This window comes from Vibrio tubiashii ATCC 19109 (assembly GCF_000772105.1).
Taxonomy (GTDB): domain Bacteria; phylum Pseudomonadota; class Gammaproteobacteria; order Enterobacterales; family Vibrionaceae; genus Vibrio; species Vibrio tubiashii.
In genome coordinates this window covers 1,611,004-1,627,652 of record NZ_CP009354.1, presented here as the reverse complement: position 1 = coordinate 1,627,652, position 16,649 = coordinate 1,611,004, and the positions used below count along the sequence as shown (strand labels likewise).

Sequence of the window (16,649 nt, the reverse complement as noted above, 5' to 3'; positions counted from 1 at the left end):
ATGTGGAATGAGTGTTATTTGTAGAGACCAGAGTGTTTATCTTCTCTGGCATCGCGCCAACCACCAAGCCAATAAGATCGAGCATCCATCTGCTGGTATGGACATGCCTCCATAGAGCGACCATTAAGGCCCGCTTTATATCCTTGAGATTGAGCTCGCTCTAAGCGGTCACGCTTTTGTCTCTTCATAGTGTCGTCCTCATACATAAAATGTTTCTTAACGTACTACTTTCTTAACCTGCCAACAGCGATCTTTGTAAGATCCTGATAACCGATTAATGTGAAGCTTTTATGGCTTCCCAATTAAGATTCGATCAAAAGAACGGTGAATTCAAGCTAAAAAAAAGGCACAGATTCAAAACTGTGAACCTGTGCCCTTGTTTACAATTTAACCTATTTTCTACGGAACCCTAGCAGACCTAATACAGTCAATACCAAGATTCCTAAACTACCACCCTGGCGCTCAACCGTTGTTTGAGTCACTGGGCGTGGGGTAATGCTTCTATCCGAACTTGAAATTGGGACTAACTTAACGCCAACCAGCGAAGCACCTGCGGTACATTTTGCATCAATCGCTTCACTCTCAAAGCCCCCACTACAGAAATAAGCAGTCGCTGCAATCACACCCGCATCATTGATGTCCGATGCTTCTACGATACGGAACTGGTTATTATCTGTGGATGCACCTGAACCATATGTCAAGTCATCGAGGTAACGCGCTTGGCCGCCAATTGGTGCGGCTGAACCAGGTACTGTAGCCGGCGCGGCGCCTAAGTTAGTAATAAAGCCGCGTTGTGCACGTGGCTTACCACCGGATCCACTCGATTCTGGATGACTTTCAAAATCGATAGTACCGACAACATCGTTATGGTTGTTTATCGCGCCTGCTTTACCATTTGCCCCAGTAAAGAAAATACTGCCCGAAAAAGCGGTATAAGCAGGTGCATCTAGGTTAGTTACATAAAACAGTGAGTTTGCGTAAGCACCAGATTGTCGCTCGTTGAGCTTTGTAGTACCAATGGCAATTTTGTTGTTATTAACCGCTTGTAAAGTCTGGTTTGCATATTTTTCCGAGTCAAATGGAAAACCTGTGACTAAATTACTGCCACCAGAACCGAAGGCCTCCCAAGTACTGCCACTATCCTTAGATTTAAATACCGCAGCTTTAAGCCTTACATCACCATCAGAGGTATAACCAACGGCATAGAGAATCGAGTTATCATTAGAATCTACAATGATATCACGGGCACTGCCTTGTGACCTATTATCTCCATTTTCTTTACGATCACTATTAGGCCACGGAATTTCAGTCAACACGGCAGGTGATGTACCAAGCCAAACAGAAGGCTTAGAGGTATAAATTCGACGGTTATCTGTGTTGATATTATTACGAGTAATACTACCAACAGTAAAAATCTTAGTGCCAGCGGCTGTAGCTAATTCTTTTCTTGCCCAATATAGAGCAGAGTTAAAGTCGGCTGCACCTGTCTCAGTCACCGAGTCACTGGCAACAAAACCTTTGAAACTACGATATGCCGTAATATTTGTATCCTGACTACTCCCTACAGGCTTTAATGTACCGCCATCGTTATAAATATCGGTAACAACAGTATTAACATCAGCTTTAACGACGCTACCATTCAAGTACGCGATCGAGCCTGCAAAGTTTTTATCTACCCACTCATTCTTGTAGCCATTATTGTATTGAGCGTTTGCCCAATTTTCACAGAGTGTATCAGCGTACCCTAAATAATTTCGGCAGTAGTTACGAAAACCATCCCAATCATCATCAAGATAGTTCCAACCAAATGGTAGGAAGAAAGGCGCTTCATCACGGTAGTTAAAGCCTTCACGGTAGCGCTTAACTTCTGTAGCCATAGCGGAAGTCGATTCACTACAAGCTTCGTCCCAACATGTATTCGTACCGCTCTTTACCGTTTCTGGAGAAATCGCGACACCGTAGGTAAGGATACTGGTATTGGCTCCTTCTGGGTGCTCTGGGTACACATTATAAAGCGCCGCGTTAGCCGCGAATGAAGCAGCAACCGTTGCCGCTACTGCTGAAATTTTAAAAATCTTGCTAGTCATTAGTTGTTAACTTTCCTGTTGCATTGCTTCGAGCTCTTCCCATCGTTCGAAGGCAATTTCAAGCTCCTGCTCTGTAGCAGTTAGCTTATCTAATACGGGTTGCGTTTGCTCTACGGGTTTTGAAAAGAAATCAGCGCTGTTGACTTGCTCTTGTAAGCTTTCAATGTCTGCTTCTAACTCTTCAAGTTTGGCTGGCAATGCTTCTAACTCTCGCTGCAGTTTATAAGATAACTTCTTAGGCTTGTTCTTTACTGCCGCGGTTTTGGGAGTTTCCTCAACCTGTTTAATGCTTTTTGTTGGTTTTTCAGACGCGCGAGCCTTCTGAGTTTGAATGCGTTGCTGCTGCGCATCATGATAACCACCAACAAATTCCTCAATAACGCCTTCACCTTCAAAGATCCAACTTGTCATTACTGTGTTGTCAACAAACTGACGATCGTGGCTGACAAGTAAAAGCGTACCCTGATAATTGGCAAGTAAATCTTCTAAAAGTTCCAAAGTTTCGATATCTAAATCGTTGGTTGGTTCATCGAGCACCAACAAATTGTTTGGTCTTAGGAAGATTCTTGCTAGCAATAGACGGTTTTTCTCGCCTCCAGAGAGTGCTTTAACCGGAGTACGAGCGCGTTTAGGTGCAAATAGGAAATCTTGCAGATAACTCAACGCATGGCGCTGACGGCCACCAACCATGACTTCTTGTTTGCCATCAGCCAGGTTATCAATCACCGATTTTTCAGGATCAAGCACTTCACGGTACTGGTCAAAATAAGCCACCTCAAGCTTAGTGCCACAGTGGAGCTTACCGGACTGAGGCTGAAGCTCATCCAGCAACAGTTTAAGTAGTGTACTCTTACCACAACCGTTCGGGCCAATCAGTGCAATGCGGTCACCGCGCATGATATTGAAGGAGAAATTCTTAACTATTGACTTACCGTCAATGTCGAAGTTGATGTTCTTCGCTTCGAACACGATCTTGCCTGAGCGCGACGCATCATCAATCTGGATATTCGCTTTGCCCTGCACTTCACGGCGGTCACTTCGCTCTTCTCGTAGTTTCTTAAGCGCACGTACGCGCCCTTCGTTACGTGTGCGTCGAGCCTTGATACCTTGACGAATCCAAACTTCTTCTTGAGCGAGCTTTTTATCGAATTCTGCATTCTGCATCTCTTCGACTCTTAGCATCTCTTCTTTATCGACTAGGTAGTTGTCATAGTTACCAGGGAAAGAAGCCAGTTTGCCGCGATCAAGGTCGACAATACGTGTCGCCATCGATTTAATGAACGCACGGTCGTGAGAGATAAAGATAATCGAGCCACGGAAGTCTTTGAGGAAGTTCTCTAGCCATTCAATCGTCGTAACATCAAGGTGGTTAGTTGGCTCATCAAGTAATAATACGTCTGGATCGCGAACCAGTGCTCTCGCAAGCGCAGCTTTACGCTGCCAGCCACCAGAAAGGTCTGTCAGTTTAGTGTGGCCATCGAGCTTAAGTGCTGCTAACACGTTCTTAATACGGTCTTCAAAGCGCCATGCACCAGAGTGTTCAAGGTTCTCTTGAATACGTGCAAGCTTATTGATGTTCTGCTCTGATGGGTCCACCGCAATCAGATCGAGCTGATCTTGATAGATCTTAATCTGCTCACCAATTTCTGCTAGTCCACCAGCAACATAATCGAACACAGTGCCTTCTTGGTTTCTTGGTGGGTCTTGCTCTAGGCGTGAAACGACAACATCTTGGGTAACTGTTAGCTTTCCATCATCAAGTACCACCTCACCGGCAAGCACTTTCATTAACGTGGATTTCCCCGCACCGTTTCTACCAACCAAACAAACGCGTTCATTCTCTTGCAATGCGAAATCTGCATTATCTAGAAGAGGATGATCACCATAGGCCAGTAATCCATTATTTATTGTTAGTAATGCCATTTTTGTCTAACCAAAGCTGTAATTGTTGTAAATCAAACGGCCAATTAAGCTCGTTACCTTGATAATTCAGCACCGGAATGGTGACACCGTAACGAGAAAACAATTCATCGTCGAAAGCAATATCGACAATCTCGACCTGATAAGAAATATTAAGCTGTTTTGTAAGGTCAAATGCCATCTCACATAGATGGCACCCTTCTGTACTGTATAAAGTGATCACGTGTGACCTACTATTCCTTGTGAGTCAAAACCCAGCAGTTATGAATGTGTTTATTGCGAGAAAAATCCATTGGTAAAGTTTGGTGTGAAATATTCTTCGCAGTTAAACCAAGTTCATCCAAACCTTCCATATCCATCTTAAAGTGACGCTTATTGTTTGAAAACACGATCGTGCCGCCATTACGAAGCAAACGCTTAAGGTTCTTCATTAACTGAATATGGTCACGCTGCACGTCAAAGCTTTGTTCCATGCGCTTCGAGTTGGAGAACGTTGGCGGATCGATAAAGATTAGATCAAATTGTGCCGTTGAGCGCTCAAGCCACTGCAGGCAATCTGCTTGCTCGAATCTATGCTGACGGCCAACTTGACCATTCAGCTTCATGTTTTCTTTTGCCCACTCTAGATAGGTGTTCGACATATCAACCGTTGTTGTTGATTTAGCGCCACCACAAGCGGCATGCACTGTGCCAGATCCGGTGTAAGCAAACAGATTCAAAAAGTCTTTACCTTGAGCCATTTCACCGAGTTTACGACGAGTAATCTTATGGTCTAAGAACAAGCCTGTATCTAGGTAGTCATGAAGGTTTACTTTAAGCTGCACACCATACTCATGTACATTGAGTGTTTCAGACTCTTGAGACAGCTTTTGGTACTGTGAACGCCCTTTCTGCTTCTCACGGACTTTAAGTACAACTTTATTCGCTTCTGTACCCGTTACTTGAATGGCTGCGCGAATGATATCCGTAAGACGACGCTTCGCCTTTTCTTCAGGGATATTCTTTGGTGCCGCGTATTCTTGGATTACAAGGTGATCGAGGTAAACATCAATAGCAACATTGTATTCCGGTAAATCAGCATCATAGATACGGTAGCAATCGAGCTTCTCTTTACGCGCCCATTTACCAATTTTGGCAATGTTCTTCTTCAAGCGGTTAGAAAAATCAGGTGCAATCAGTGACTCAGTGACATTGTCACCTTTATTCTCTACCGGACGGTCACTAATTGAGTAGTTCTTCTGGTGACACGGTAACGCACCATTATTCAGTTTGAACTGTTTGTCTGCACGCATGCGCAAACAGCTTAGAAGCTCATCAGAGCTGGAGAAAATAGACGCTTGGCAACCACCGAACTCAGTCTTCAGCTGAGCACCAAATGCCGTGTACAGAGCAATCAAGCCAGGATGAGTACCTAAACGCTCACCGTATGGTGGGTTTGAAACAATAACGCCCGCTTCAAACTCTTGAGGACGCTTAACCTGCGCGGCATCACCAAGGTTAAATTCAATCAGAGAGTCAACACCTGCACGGCGCGCGTTGTCTTTTGCGGTTTTAAGCACTCGCGCGTCGTTATCAAAGCCGAAAAACTTAGTGTCAACTTTTTTGACGCCCCTTCTCGCCTGTACTGCCGCTTCCGATTTAATCTCAGCCCAAAGCTCAGGTTCAAAGTCTTCTAGAGACTCAAAGCCCCATTTCTCACGGTTCACGCCAGGAGCCATGTTCGCCGCCATCATAGCCGCTTCAATCAAGAGCGTACCTGAGCCACACATAGGGTCTAATAGCGGCTTATCAGCACTCCAGCCACTACGCAGGATAATAGCAGCCGCTAGAGTTTCGCGAAGCGGCGCACGGCCAGATTCAGGGCGATAGCCACGTTGATGAAGGCCGCCACCCACCATATCCACACCAAGAATCGCTTTATCGCGATGCAAACGAACATGGATGCGAAGATCGGCACGATCTTTACTGATCGACGGTCTTGGTAAGTTCTTTTTCTCGAAACTATCCACTACGGCATCTTTCACTTTCATTGCGCCGTACTGGCTATTGCGGATTTCGCGGTTAGTACCATTGAAATCAACAACAAACATCTTCGAACTATGGAATTGATTGACCCAATTCACTGAAGAAGTTGCTAGGTAGAGATCCATATCGTCGTTACAAGTGAACTCAGATAGCACACGGACGAAACGCGACGCTAAGCGACTCCATAAGCAACAACGATATATTTGCTCATTTGATGCTTTAAAGCGTACCCCTGCTTGAACAGGTTTGGCATTAGTGATCCCTAGCTTAGTTAACTCTTCAACCAACAAGTTTTCCAAACCGTTGGACGTAACCGCAAGATATTGATGCATAGTGGTGTTTTAATTCTGTAGAAAATGACCCCGCATTATACCTGACTCCAATAGTTATCGTTAGCTCAATCAGATAAATCCCCCATTTTGTCGTTCAATTGAATGAAATATCGACACTTTCATACTTCGTTGTTCTATTTCAAATCCCGCAAAACATCAAAACCCATTTCTACCAAGTAATCGGCTCTAAAAGCGAAGTGAATACTAATTCACAATCATTTTGGTCTATACCAACAGTGTATTTCCGTGTAATTAAGTTACAGAAAAGCCACAAAAGAGGAATAAACCCTGCTTTTCTAGATTCAGCGGCTATGAAAACATGGAAATTAATTGTGCTATGTGATGATAATTTGAACGTATCTCACAGATGAGAATAAAGATGAGGAGCGTTAGTGGGCTCTCTTTAGCCGAGTTAGGGGCAAAAAAAAGCCAGCAATTATGCTGGCGGGAAATGAAACAAAGGAACGATAATTTGGGTTAGCCCACCAATGCGATTGGTTGGGCGTGAAATAGATGATTCGCTACAGTCAGCCTATCGTGCATCACTTTAATCGCCTGACCAAACTGGAGCGATTTAGAACCATTGAGCTCAAAACCGTCTAGTGAAACAGATGCGCACAGGCTAGCACACTCACCTACCTCTAAAACAATAAAGAAGCCTTCACTCAGGGAGTTCGTTAGACGTATCAAGTCGCCTTCTTCTGGAGCGATTTGGCCATCCGACAGACAGTCGAAAAACCAACTTTTCGGTTGAACGGGTTTATGAAAACGCTTCGCGGCAACACAATACAGTGAGAGCTCTGCTTGTCTTGGCTCACTCAGGCCAAGTAAAGCGATTTGCTCTTTATAGGTTTGATAGGCTGAAGCGTCATCTACTGAGAATTCATTAACGCCAATCGCGCAGTCGACAATCAGCTTACGAGGAAGGTTGGTCTTAAATACCATATCATCACCCAGATCGAGCATAAGGTGCCCTTCTGAGTCATCATAGTACCAAGTCCATTTGTCACTGGGTTTAAGCATCGTTCCATCTCTGAAATTTGATTTGAAGTTAGGTAAAACGCTTAATTACCTTTCCTAGCAATAATTGGATTTTATTAGCTAATAGGCGAAAAAAAAGAGGAAATGAAAACTCATTTCCTCTTGTTATCAATCAGTTTTAATTAGAAATCTATCGTGTGACAATGTCACACCTATTGGCTTTCTATTTTAGTATGACTTAGATGTTTTTGACGATATCACGTACCAGTGCTGGGCCGTGGTAAATAAATCCAGAGTAAACCTGTACTAACTGCGCACCCGCCATCATTTTTTCTTTAGCAGCAACGTAAGAATCAACGCCACCTACTCCAATGACTGGAATTTCATCTTTAAGCTGTTCATGTAGACAGCGAACCACTTCAGTACTTTTGCTTTGAACAGGACGTCCACTTAAACCGCCCGCCTCGTTCGCATGCTTCATACCTTCGACGATTGAACGATCCAATGTTGTGTTGGTTGCAATAACTGCGTCGATCTTGTTTTTAAGCAGAGAGTCACAGATCTGTTTGATCTCATCATCACTAAGATCCGGAGCGATCTTCAATGCAAGAGGAACATATTTACCATGCTTTTCAGCCAGTTCCGCTTGTTTCGTTTTTAGCTCTGACAGCAGTTCATCCAAAGCTTCACCGTATTGCAGTGAACGCAATCCAGGAGTATTTGGCGAAGAAATGTTAACCGCGATGTAGCCTGCGTATTGATATACCTTTTCCATACAGATCAAGTAATCTTCCGCACCCTTTTCAATTGGAGTGTCTTTGTTCTTGCCAATGTTAATACCAAGCACGCAGTCGTATTTGGCTTTCTTGACATTTTCGACAAGGTTATCAACACCTAGGTTGTTGAAACCCATACGGTTGATAATGCCCTCTGCTTCTACAAGACGGAATAGACGTGGCTTGTCATTTCCTGCTTGTGGACGAGGTGTCACTGTGCCAACTTCAACAAAACCAAAGCCCATAGCATCGAATGCTTCAATACACTCGCCGTTTTTATCCAGACCAGCCGCGAGGCCAACTGGGTTACGGAAAGTTAAACCCATACATTCGACTGGACGATGAGGAAGTTGCTGACGGTAAAGAAGATCAAGTGGTGTGCCGGTAAAGCGCTTGAAGTTTTGGATTGCGAGATCGTGTGCCTTTTCGGCATCGAGTTGGAAAAAGCCAGTTCTGGCTAGACGGTAAAGCATTGTGCCTCCGAAAGAAAAAAGCCCCGTATAAACGGGGCTGTATTATTCAATGTTTTACCGAATAATTCAACGAATTATGGCAAACGTTTACTCATTCGCACTGCAATTAAGGTTAAGCAGCATAAGTTCGCGTAATGCAACAGAGAATTTCGCAAATTCATGCACTGAACCCACCTTGAATTCATTGAGAATATTTTCCCAACGGTGTAAAGATGTCTCATTGGTTTCGATCCAATCATCCAGTGCTTTCATCACATCGAGATCTTCTGGCGAACAACCACAGCTCAGTACTTGACCAGTTAGCTGACGCTGTTGCCAATCGAGATCTTCACGGAATGCTGCTCTTGCCAATGCTTGCCAGTTGTTATCCACCGCTTGGCCATTGATTTGCTTCAAGAACCAGTGCAGTGATAAGCGGTCACCCAAGTTGTAGTAAAGCTTAGCCGTTTGCTCGATAGTTTTGCCTTTTTCACGAGACACTGTAGATATATCCAGTACTGAGTATAGACTAGACAAGCGAGCGACATAGCTAGCCACTTCTTCCTTGATGCCCTGATCAATCCAAGCTTGCGCCATCTCGTTGTGCTCTTCCACTTCTGAAGGAACAAGCATGTCATCGAGATGCGTTTTGATTGTATCGACGTCACCTTGGTACAGTTCAATCAGATCTTTAACAGACTGACGACCAGTACGATTGCGTAACAACCAACGTGATAGACGACGTAACGTTCTACGCACGTAGAAGATCATGTCATATTGCGCTTCGGTTGAGGCTTCATTGTCTAGCGAGCGTACTTCTTCTAGTACCTTGCCTAGTCCAAAGATTTCACGAGATGCTACATACGCGTTTGCAATATCAACGACGCACGCACCCGTTTCTTCTTGTAGACGAGTAACAAAGTTACAGCCCATTTCGTTAACCATTTGATTCGCAAGCGCTGTTGCAATAATTTCAGCACGTAGTGGATGATTATCCATTTGCGAAGAGTAGTTACGGCGTAACTCAGTCGGGAAGTAACTCACAAGTTGCTGGGCGTGGAACTCATCTTTTGCGATGTCTTCATGTACCAGCTCTTCTTTGAGAACCATCTTACCGTATGCCACCAGTACAGAAAGCTCTGGACGAGTCAATGCCATACCCTGCTTTTCACGCTCAAGTAAGGTTTCGTCATCTGGAATGTACTCTAGTGCACGATCAAGGTGACCCGCTTTTTCCATAGTATGAATGAAGCGAATTTGTTCCTTAACTAATGACACACCTTGCTGCTCAGTCACTGAGATGGACTCAGATTGACAGTATGCGTCATCTAAAACAATTTCACCCACTTCGTCTTCCATCGACTCAAGGATCTTATTACGCTGCTTAACCGTAAGATCACCATTAGTCACTAGACCATTAAGGAAGATCTTAATGTTGACCTCATTATCGGAACAGTCAACGCCACCTACGTTATCAACGAAGTCGGTATTAACGCGGCCACCAGTCAGTGCATATTCGATACGACCAAGCTGAGTCATACCCAAGTTACCGCCCTCACCGACAACTTTCGCTTTCAGATCTCGACCATCAATACGCAATACATCATTGGCACGGTCGCCAACATCAGTGTGCGTCTCACTCGAAGCCTTAACGTAAGTACCGATACCACCATTCCATAGAAGATCAACTTCCATAGATAGGATCATCTTAATCAGATCATTAGGGGCAACTGAAGATTTCTTGGTACGCAGCATTTTTTGGATTTCTGGCGATAGAGAAATCGACTTAGCACGGCGAGAGAAAATACCGCCACCTTTGGAAATTAGCTTAGCGTCGTAGTCTTCCCAGCTAGAACGTGGAAGATTGAATAAGCGGTTACGCTCTTCCCAACTTGGTGCTGATTCTGGGTTCGGGTCAATAAAGATATGCATATGGTTAAACGCAGCTTGTAGGCGGATGTGCTTAGATAGCAACATACCGTTACCAAATACGTCACCAGCCATATCACCAACACCAATAGCAGTGAAATCTGTAGTCTGACAGTTAATTCCCATTTCACGGAAATGACGCTTAACCGATTCCCAACCACCTTTCGCTGTGATACCCATTGCTTTGTGGTCATAACCGTTTGAACCACCTGAAGCAAATGCATCACCTAACCAGAAGTTGTATTCCTCTGATACAGAGTTCGCAAGATCTGAGAACGTCGCTGTACCCTTATCAGCCGCAACAACCAAATATGGATCATCTTCATCATGACGAACTACACTCTTAGGATGAGCCACTTCGCCTTCGATAATGTTGTCTGACACATCAAGTAGTGCGCGGATAAAGCGTTTGTAACAGCGTTGACCTTCAGCGAAGATTTCATCACGGCCACTTAGCATAGGCTGACGTTTACAGACGAAACCACCTTTTGCACCAACAGGAACGATCACCGTGTTCTTAACTTGCTGCGCTTTCACTAGGCCAAGAATTTCGGTACGGAAATCCTCTTGACGATCTGACCAACGTAGACCACCACGCGCCACTTTACCACCACGCAAATGAACACCTTCAATATCTGGTGCATAAACAAAGATCTCAAACGCAGGTACTGGCTGAGGAATTTCTGGAATATCACTTGGTTTCATCTTAAGTGATAGCCAAGGCTTAGGCTGCTTGTCTTCATTTAACTGATAGTAGTTAGTACGAAGTGTAGCAGTGATCATCTCCATGTAACGACGAAGAATACGATCATCATCCAAGCTTTCAACATGATCCAACTGCTCAGTAATCTTAGCGATAAGATCGTTTTGACCTTTTTGGCTGCCTTTGAATTTAGGTTCGAAACGCTTACCAAACAGCTCCACCAGCCCTTTCGCTAGATCTGGGTAATGGTTCAGCGTATCTTCGATATATTGTTGACTGAATGGGAAGCCAACTTGACGCATATAACGAGCATAAGCACGAAGAATCGAAATCTCACGACCCGTTAGTGACGCACCTAGGACCAAACGGTTAAAGCCATCGCTTTCAAGTTCGCCAGCCCAAATTGCAGCAAATGCCTGTTGGAAACGATCACGCGCTTCACGAAGATCGACGGTTTTCTCGCTCTTATGCAGCATTGAGAAATCTAGGATCCAGTAGACCTGACCATTCGCTTTACGAACTTCGTATGGCGATTCACCAATCACGCGTAAGCCAAGGTTCTCAAGCATTGGCATCACATCGGATAGATGGATTGGCTCATCACGATGATAAAGCTTTAAGCGTACTGATTTTGAATCTGCACCCAACTCTTGTGGACGGTAGAAAAGCATACCCAGTTTGTTATCATCGCTGAGTTTTTCTAAGCGCTCAATATCAGCAACAGCTGAGCCAGGCATCACATCTTCTTTGTACGAACGTGGGAATGCACGTAGGTATTCTTTAGAAAGTGGCAGACCTTTACTTTCACCAAAGTTCGCCACGATCGCTTCTGATAAACGATCATCCCAAGTTGAAGATGCTTCCATTAAGTTTTGCTCAATCGTTTTAACGTCTACGTCCATGTTGTTGTTATCAACACGAACAATATAGTGAGTTCGAGCTAGTGGGCTCTCAGAGAAGTAAGTGGTAAATTCCACTTCTTGTTTACAGCCGAAATACTGCTGAAGAATTCGTTGTGTTTGTCGACGCAGTTCTGTGTTGTAACGATCTTTAGTCACATAAACCATGCAGCTAAAGAAACGACCAAACGGGTCTTTGCGAACGAACAGACGCAGTAGATCTCGATCTTGCATCTGTACAACACCCATACCGACTTCTAGTAGTTCCTCTTCTTTCGCTTGAAGAAGTTCGTCGCGTGGGTAGTTTTCTAGAATATTGTGAAGTGCTTTGTAAGAGTATGAACCTTCTCGGTAACCACTTGCTTCGAGGATACGTTCCACTTTCTCACGAATCAGTGGAATGCCTTCAACACTCTGGTTGTATACCGCTGAAGTGTATAGACCAGTGAAGCGATGCTCACCAATCACTTTACCGTTCTTATCAAATTTCTTGATACCGATATAGTCAGTGTAAGCAGGACGGTGAATACGAGATGCGCGGTTGCCTTTCGTCACGATAAGAAGAAATGGCTTTTTCGCTTCTAAACGTGCAGAGTCAGGGAAATCCGATAGCTTAACAGTGCGCACGCGCTCGCGATTCGCAAATAGCCCTAGACCTTTATCAGCGGTTGGGCGAAGTTCGGTATCGCCATCAACTGAAACAAGATCGTACTCTTTATACCCCATAAACGTGAAGTTGTGATTCCCCAACCAACGAAGGAATTGGATCGACTCATCGTAACGATCACGTTGGATCTCCACCTCTCCTTGTTGTGACTCTACCTGAGCAGTTACCTCTTCAAGTTTTTCAACCATCAGTAACCAGTCTTGAACAACTAATCCGGTGTCATTCAGAATGCTTAATAGTTCAGCTTTCAGTGAAGCCATTTCTTCTTTGGAGCTTAAGCGGTCAACCTCAATATGGAATAGAGACTGAAGTGCACCGTCTCCTTGGTTAATCGCTGTGATCTCGCCTTTTGCGGAACGGGCAATCTGTGTTGGCCCATGCAGCATCAAGTGTGATGAAAGATCCAAACGGCTCAATGCCATTTTTGTTGAGTCAACTAAGAATGGACCATCGGGCACAACAATCTCTACGATTGTGTGGGTAGATTGCCAGCCTTGGCGGCTCACGGTTGGATTAAATACTCGAACAGAAATTTCGTCAGCTTTTTTCTCATTAATATGATGCCATAGCGACACAACGGCACCGTAAAGATCGGATTCGTTACGTTCGACTAAATCGTCTTGAGAAATGTTGCTAAATAAATGTTGAGCTAGTTGGGTGACTAGGGGTTGATGAGCAAGCTCGAGTTTGTCTTGAATAAGCTTATACACTTTTTCAAGCAGAACCGGCATCAATGTTTCACGCGCGGTCATAATCACACTCCACAATTAGAATTGTATGTTTTTTGGGGGTTGTTGTAAGCATAGTGCTTAACACGGGTAATGCCGCTTTATTGTAAAAGCTTTATTGATAAATAGTTAATTCTTTTGGGAGTGGTAAGAGGTGAAATGTTTGAGAATGTGACTAAGGTTCTATTTAAACTTCTATAAAATCAGTTGCTCACAGAAGTTCTAACTTTAGAAACTTATTATTTTGGTCAGTTGTTAATCTGAAACGCCCTTTTAGCCCTATTTGACTAAGAAATGGTCTGAAACGCGATGCAGGCAATTGCAGGCGTAAGCCTTTGTCTGTAACCACTAAAACGTTGCTTGCTGCCCCATTGTAGTGAGCTAAAAAAGTTTGATAAGAGATGTTAAGTGTAAAGTGATATTGATTCATGGTTTGGTCAAAAAAGTAACGATTTTTCTGATAAAACAAAGCACCTGTATAAATAAACAGTAGCACTTTAAAGTGCTACTGTTTTAGACAAATTGATTAAGACTCCAACGCTTTCGTCACTTTCTCAAACAAATCTTTCGCTAGGTTGTCCATCGCTTTCAATGTTTCAAGTTCCGCTTTGATGAGAGCCTGACGCTCATCATCATATTTACGGAATTTCAACAATGGGTCAATTAAGCGTGACGCCACCTGTGGGTTGCTGCTATTTAATTCGCGTAAGATCTCCCCTGCAAACTTGTAGCCTTCACCAGATTTTGCGTGGAAACGTACTGGGTTCATATTGAGGAACGAGCCCACTAAGCTACGAGTACGGTTCGGGTTTTTCAAGCTAAACGCTTCATGATTCATTGTTTGCTTGATCACTTCTAGTACATTTTCAGCAGGATTTGTCCCTTGCAGAGCAAACCACTTGTCCATTACAAGTCCGTCATGCTTCCACTTGTCACTGTAATCAGACATCAATGCCTCACGACATTCAAGCTGAGCACTGTTTGCTGCGCTCATTGCCGCAATGGTATCTGTCATGTTGTTCGCATCAGCATACTGAGCTTTAGCCAAGGTATTGCCTTGTTCAGTGTAGGCAAGATAACCCAATGCCGTATTACGCAGAGAACGTTTACCGATAGCGGCATGTTCAATAGTGTAGTCTTGCTGCTTAAGGCTGTGGTAGATAGCGCTTAACTCGTCTTCAAGCTCCGTCGCCAAGGTGACTTTGATTGCCTTAAGTACTTTCGCTACCGCATCAACATCAACTTGTTTATACCAACCACTCACTTCGTTGTGACTTGGCAGAGACATCATTTCAGCAATAAATGCAGGCTCTAACTCGCTTGAAAGTAGTACACCGCGGAATGCGTCAATCACTTCAGCAGCCAGCTCTACGTCATTACCCGCCTGAACTTTCTCTACGTTGCTACGGATGTATTTCGCTAACAGCATTTGACCAGCATCCCAACGAGCAAATTCGTTGCGTGCTTTCACCATTAGGAAGATCAACTCTTCATCGCTGTAGTCGTACTCTAATTTCACCGGAGCAGAGAACTCACGCAGCAGTGAAGGAACTGGGCGCTCGTTCACTTGCTCGAAGATAAACGTCTGCTTAAGTTCAGTGACATTAAGCACATTGTTGACCAGCTCACTGTTACGGCGTAACTCAATCACATCACCATTTTGTGCATAGAGCTCAACGTCAAACGGAATATGGAGTGCTTGTTTCTCAGTTTGGTCTTGGGTCGGTTCAGTAGCCTGATCTACAGTGAGTGTGTAAGTTTTCGCTACTTGATCATATTCACTACTGACTTTTACAGTCGGTGTACCAGACTGGCTGTACCACAAGCGGAATTGCTTCAGATCCACACCTGATGCGTCTTCCATTGCCGAGACAAAATCTTCACAAGTCGCTGCAGTTCCATCATGACGCTCAAAGTAAAGCTTCATGCCTTTTTGGAAGCCTTCTTCGCCAAGTAAAGTATGCATCATTCGAATCACTTCACTGCCTTTTTCATACACAGTTAATGTGTAGAAGTTATTCATTTCAATAACTTGCTCAGGACGAATCGGGTGAGACATTGGGCTCGCATCTTCCGCAAACTGTGGACCACGAATAATACGAACATTGTTGATACGATTTACGGCGCGAGAACCAAGATCCGAAGAAAACTCTTGATCACGGAATACGGTCAGACCTTCTTTCAGGCTTAACTGGAACCAATCGCGACAAGTAACTCGGTTACCTGTCCAGTTGTGGAAATATTCATGACCAATTACCGCTTCAATACCGAGGTAATCGGTATCTGTCGCCGTTTTTTCATTCGCGAGGACAAACTTAGAGTTAAAGATGTTTAGACCTTTGTTCTCCATCGCGCCCATATTGAAGAAGTCGACTGCTACAATCATGTAAATATCAAGGTCATACTCTAGACCAAAGCGCTCTTCATCCCACTTCATTGAGTTGATCAATGATGTCATCGCATGCGGCGCGCGATCTAAGTTGCCTTTATCAACGAAGATTTCCAGTTCAACATTACGGCCAGACTTAGTGATGTACTTATCGCGCAGTACATCAAAATCACCTGCCACTAAAGCAAACAAGTACGCAGGTTTTGGATGCGGGTCTTGCCACTGAACCCAATGACGTCCGCCTTCAAGTTCACCTTCAGCAACACGGTTACCGTTACTCAGAAGGAATGGATACTCCGCTTTATCGGCAATCACTTTCGTGGTGTATTTCGCCAATACATCAGGGCGATCCATGTAGTAAGTAATGCGTCGGAAACCTTCCGCTTCACACTGGGTACAGAACGCGCCGCCTGACTTATAAAGACCTTCTAGCGCCGTATTTGCTTCCGGGTCAATCAAAGTCACAATCTTAAGTTCAGTTTGCTCTGGTAACTGATGAACTTCTAAAGCACCTTCTAATTCTTCATAGGCAGTCCAAGCTTCACCATTGACGTGAATGCTTTTAAGTTTAAGGTCTTCACCTTCTAGACGAATCGTTGTTGCGTCTTTTAACTGTTTAACCTGCGACACTGCCGTCACAGTGGTTTCGTTATCGAATAGGTCAAACGTAAGATCGATATCAGTAATAGTATGAGATGGAGACTGATAGTCTTTGCGGTATTTGGCTTGAGGAGTCTGAGCCATGTCTAAATCCTTCTGAC

10 protein-coding genes are annotated in these 16,649 nt (G+C 44.2%); all 10 read right to left on the bottom strand.

Translation table 11 applies throughout. The features are described 5' to 3' along the window. Positions 1-14: 14 nt before the first annotated feature. A complete protein-coding gene (rmf, locus tag IX91_RS07305; RefSeq protein ID WP_004414030.1) occupies positions 15-188 on the bottom strand; it encodes a ribosome modulation factor in 174 nt (57 codons plus the stop codon). Positions 189-392: 204 nt separating this feature from the next. Then, positions 393-2,087, bottom strand: a complete 1,695-nt coding sequence (locus IX91_RS07300; RefSeq protein WP_004743351.1) for a DUF3466 family protein — start codon at positions 2,085-2,087, stop codon at positions 393-395. Positions 2,088-2,093: 6 nt separating this feature from the next. Further along, positions 2,094-4,010, bottom strand: coding sequence for an ABC transporter ATP-binding protein (locus IX91_RS07295; protein ID WP_004743350.1), 1,917 nt, complete (start codon positions 4,008-4,010; stop codon positions 2,094-2,096). Further along, positions 3,988-4,230, bottom strand: a complete 243-nt coding sequence (locus IX91_RS07290; protein WP_004749465.1) for a glutaredoxin family protein — start codon at positions 4,228-4,230, stop codon at positions 3,988-3,990. Before IX91_RS07290 ends, IX91_RS07295 begins: the two co-directional genes overlap by 23 nt. Before the next feature lie 10 nt (positions 4,231-4,240). Beyond that, positions 4,241-6,364 (bottom strand): bifunctional 23S rRNA (guanine(2069)-N(7))-methyltransferase RlmK/23S rRNA (guanine(2445)-N(2))-methyltransferase RlmL, encoded by a 2,124-nt coding sequence (gene rlmKL, locus IX91_RS07285; protein WP_004749466.1) that lies wholly within the window; start codon positions 6,362-6,364, stop codon positions 4,241-4,243. 477 nt (positions 6,365-6,841) lie between these two features. Further along, positions 6,842-7,387 carry a cell division protein ZapC gene (locus tag IX91_RS07280; protein WP_004749467.1) on the bottom strand — a complete coding sequence of 182 codons (546 nt, stop codon included), beginning with the start codon at positions 7,385-7,387 and terminating at the stop codon, positions 6,842-6,844. A 196-nt stretch (positions 7,388-7,583) separates the two neighbouring features. Continuing rightward, on the bottom strand, positions 7,584-8,594 hold the full coding sequence (gene pyrD / locus IX91_RS07275; RefSeq protein WP_004743699.1) for a quinone-dependent dihydroorotate dehydrogenase: 1,011 nt from the start codon (positions 8,592-8,594) through the stop codon (positions 7,584-7,586). A gap of 87 nt (positions 8,595-8,681) precedes the next feature. Continuing rightward, on the bottom strand, positions 8,682-13,523 hold the full coding sequence (locus IX91_RS07270; RefSeq protein ID WP_004749468.1) for an NAD-glutamate dehydrogenase: 4,842 nt from the start codon (positions 13,521-13,523) through the stop codon (positions 8,682-8,684). A 187-nt stretch (positions 13,524-13,710) separates the two neighbouring features. Then, on the bottom strand, positions 13,711-13,929 hold the full coding sequence (locus tag IX91_RS07265; protein ID WP_004742832.1) for a DUF2835 domain-containing protein: 219 nt from the start codon (positions 13,927-13,929) through the stop codon (positions 13,711-13,713). Between the two features lie 96 nt (positions 13,930-14,025). Further along, on the bottom strand, positions 14,026-16,632 hold the full coding sequence (pepN, locus tag IX91_RS07260) for an aminopeptidase N (RefSeq protein ID WP_004742833.1): 2,607 nt from the start codon (positions 16,630-16,632) through the stop codon (positions 14,026-14,028). Positions 16,633-16,649 lie beyond the last annotated feature (17 nt).

What these genes read in the sequence shown, in the direction of transcription:
- rmf (WP_004414030.1), bottom strand. Translation starts at nt 188, where the DNA reads ATGAAGAGACAAAAGCGTGACCGCTTAGAGCGAGCTCAATCTCAAGGA.
- pyrD (WP_004743699.1), bottom strand. Translation starts at nt 8,594, where the DNA reads ATGCTTTACCGTCTAGCCAGAACTGGCTTTTTCCAACTCGATGCCGAA.
- IX91_RS07295 (WP_004743350.1), bottom strand. Translation starts at nt 4,010, where the DNA reads ATGGCATTACTAACAATAAATAATGGATTACTGGCCTATGGTGATCAT.
- pepN (WP_004742833.1), bottom strand. Translation starts at nt 16,632, where the DNA reads ATGGCTCAGACTCCTCAAGCCAAATACCGCAAAGACTATCAGTCTCCA.
- IX91_RS07280 (WP_004749467.1), bottom strand. Translation starts at nt 7,387, where the DNA reads ATGCTTAAACCCAGTGACAAATGGACTTGGTACTATGATGACTCAGAA.
- IX91_RS07270 (WP_004749468.1), bottom strand. Translation starts at nt 13,523, where the DNA reads ATGACCGCGCGTGAAACATTGATGCCGGTTCTGCTTGAAAAAGTGTAT.
- IX91_RS07300 (WP_004743351.1), bottom strand. Translation starts at nt 2,087, where the DNA reads ATGACTAGCAAGATTTTTAAAATTTCAGCAGTAGCGGCAACGGTTGCT.
- rlmKL (WP_004749466.1), bottom strand. Translation starts at nt 6,364, where the DNA reads ATGCATCAATATCTTGCGGTTACGTCCAACGGTTTGGAAAACTTGTTG.
- IX91_RS07265 (WP_004742832.1), bottom strand. Translation starts at nt 13,929, where the DNA reads ATGAATCAATATCACTTTACACTTAACATCTCTTATCAAACTTTTTTA.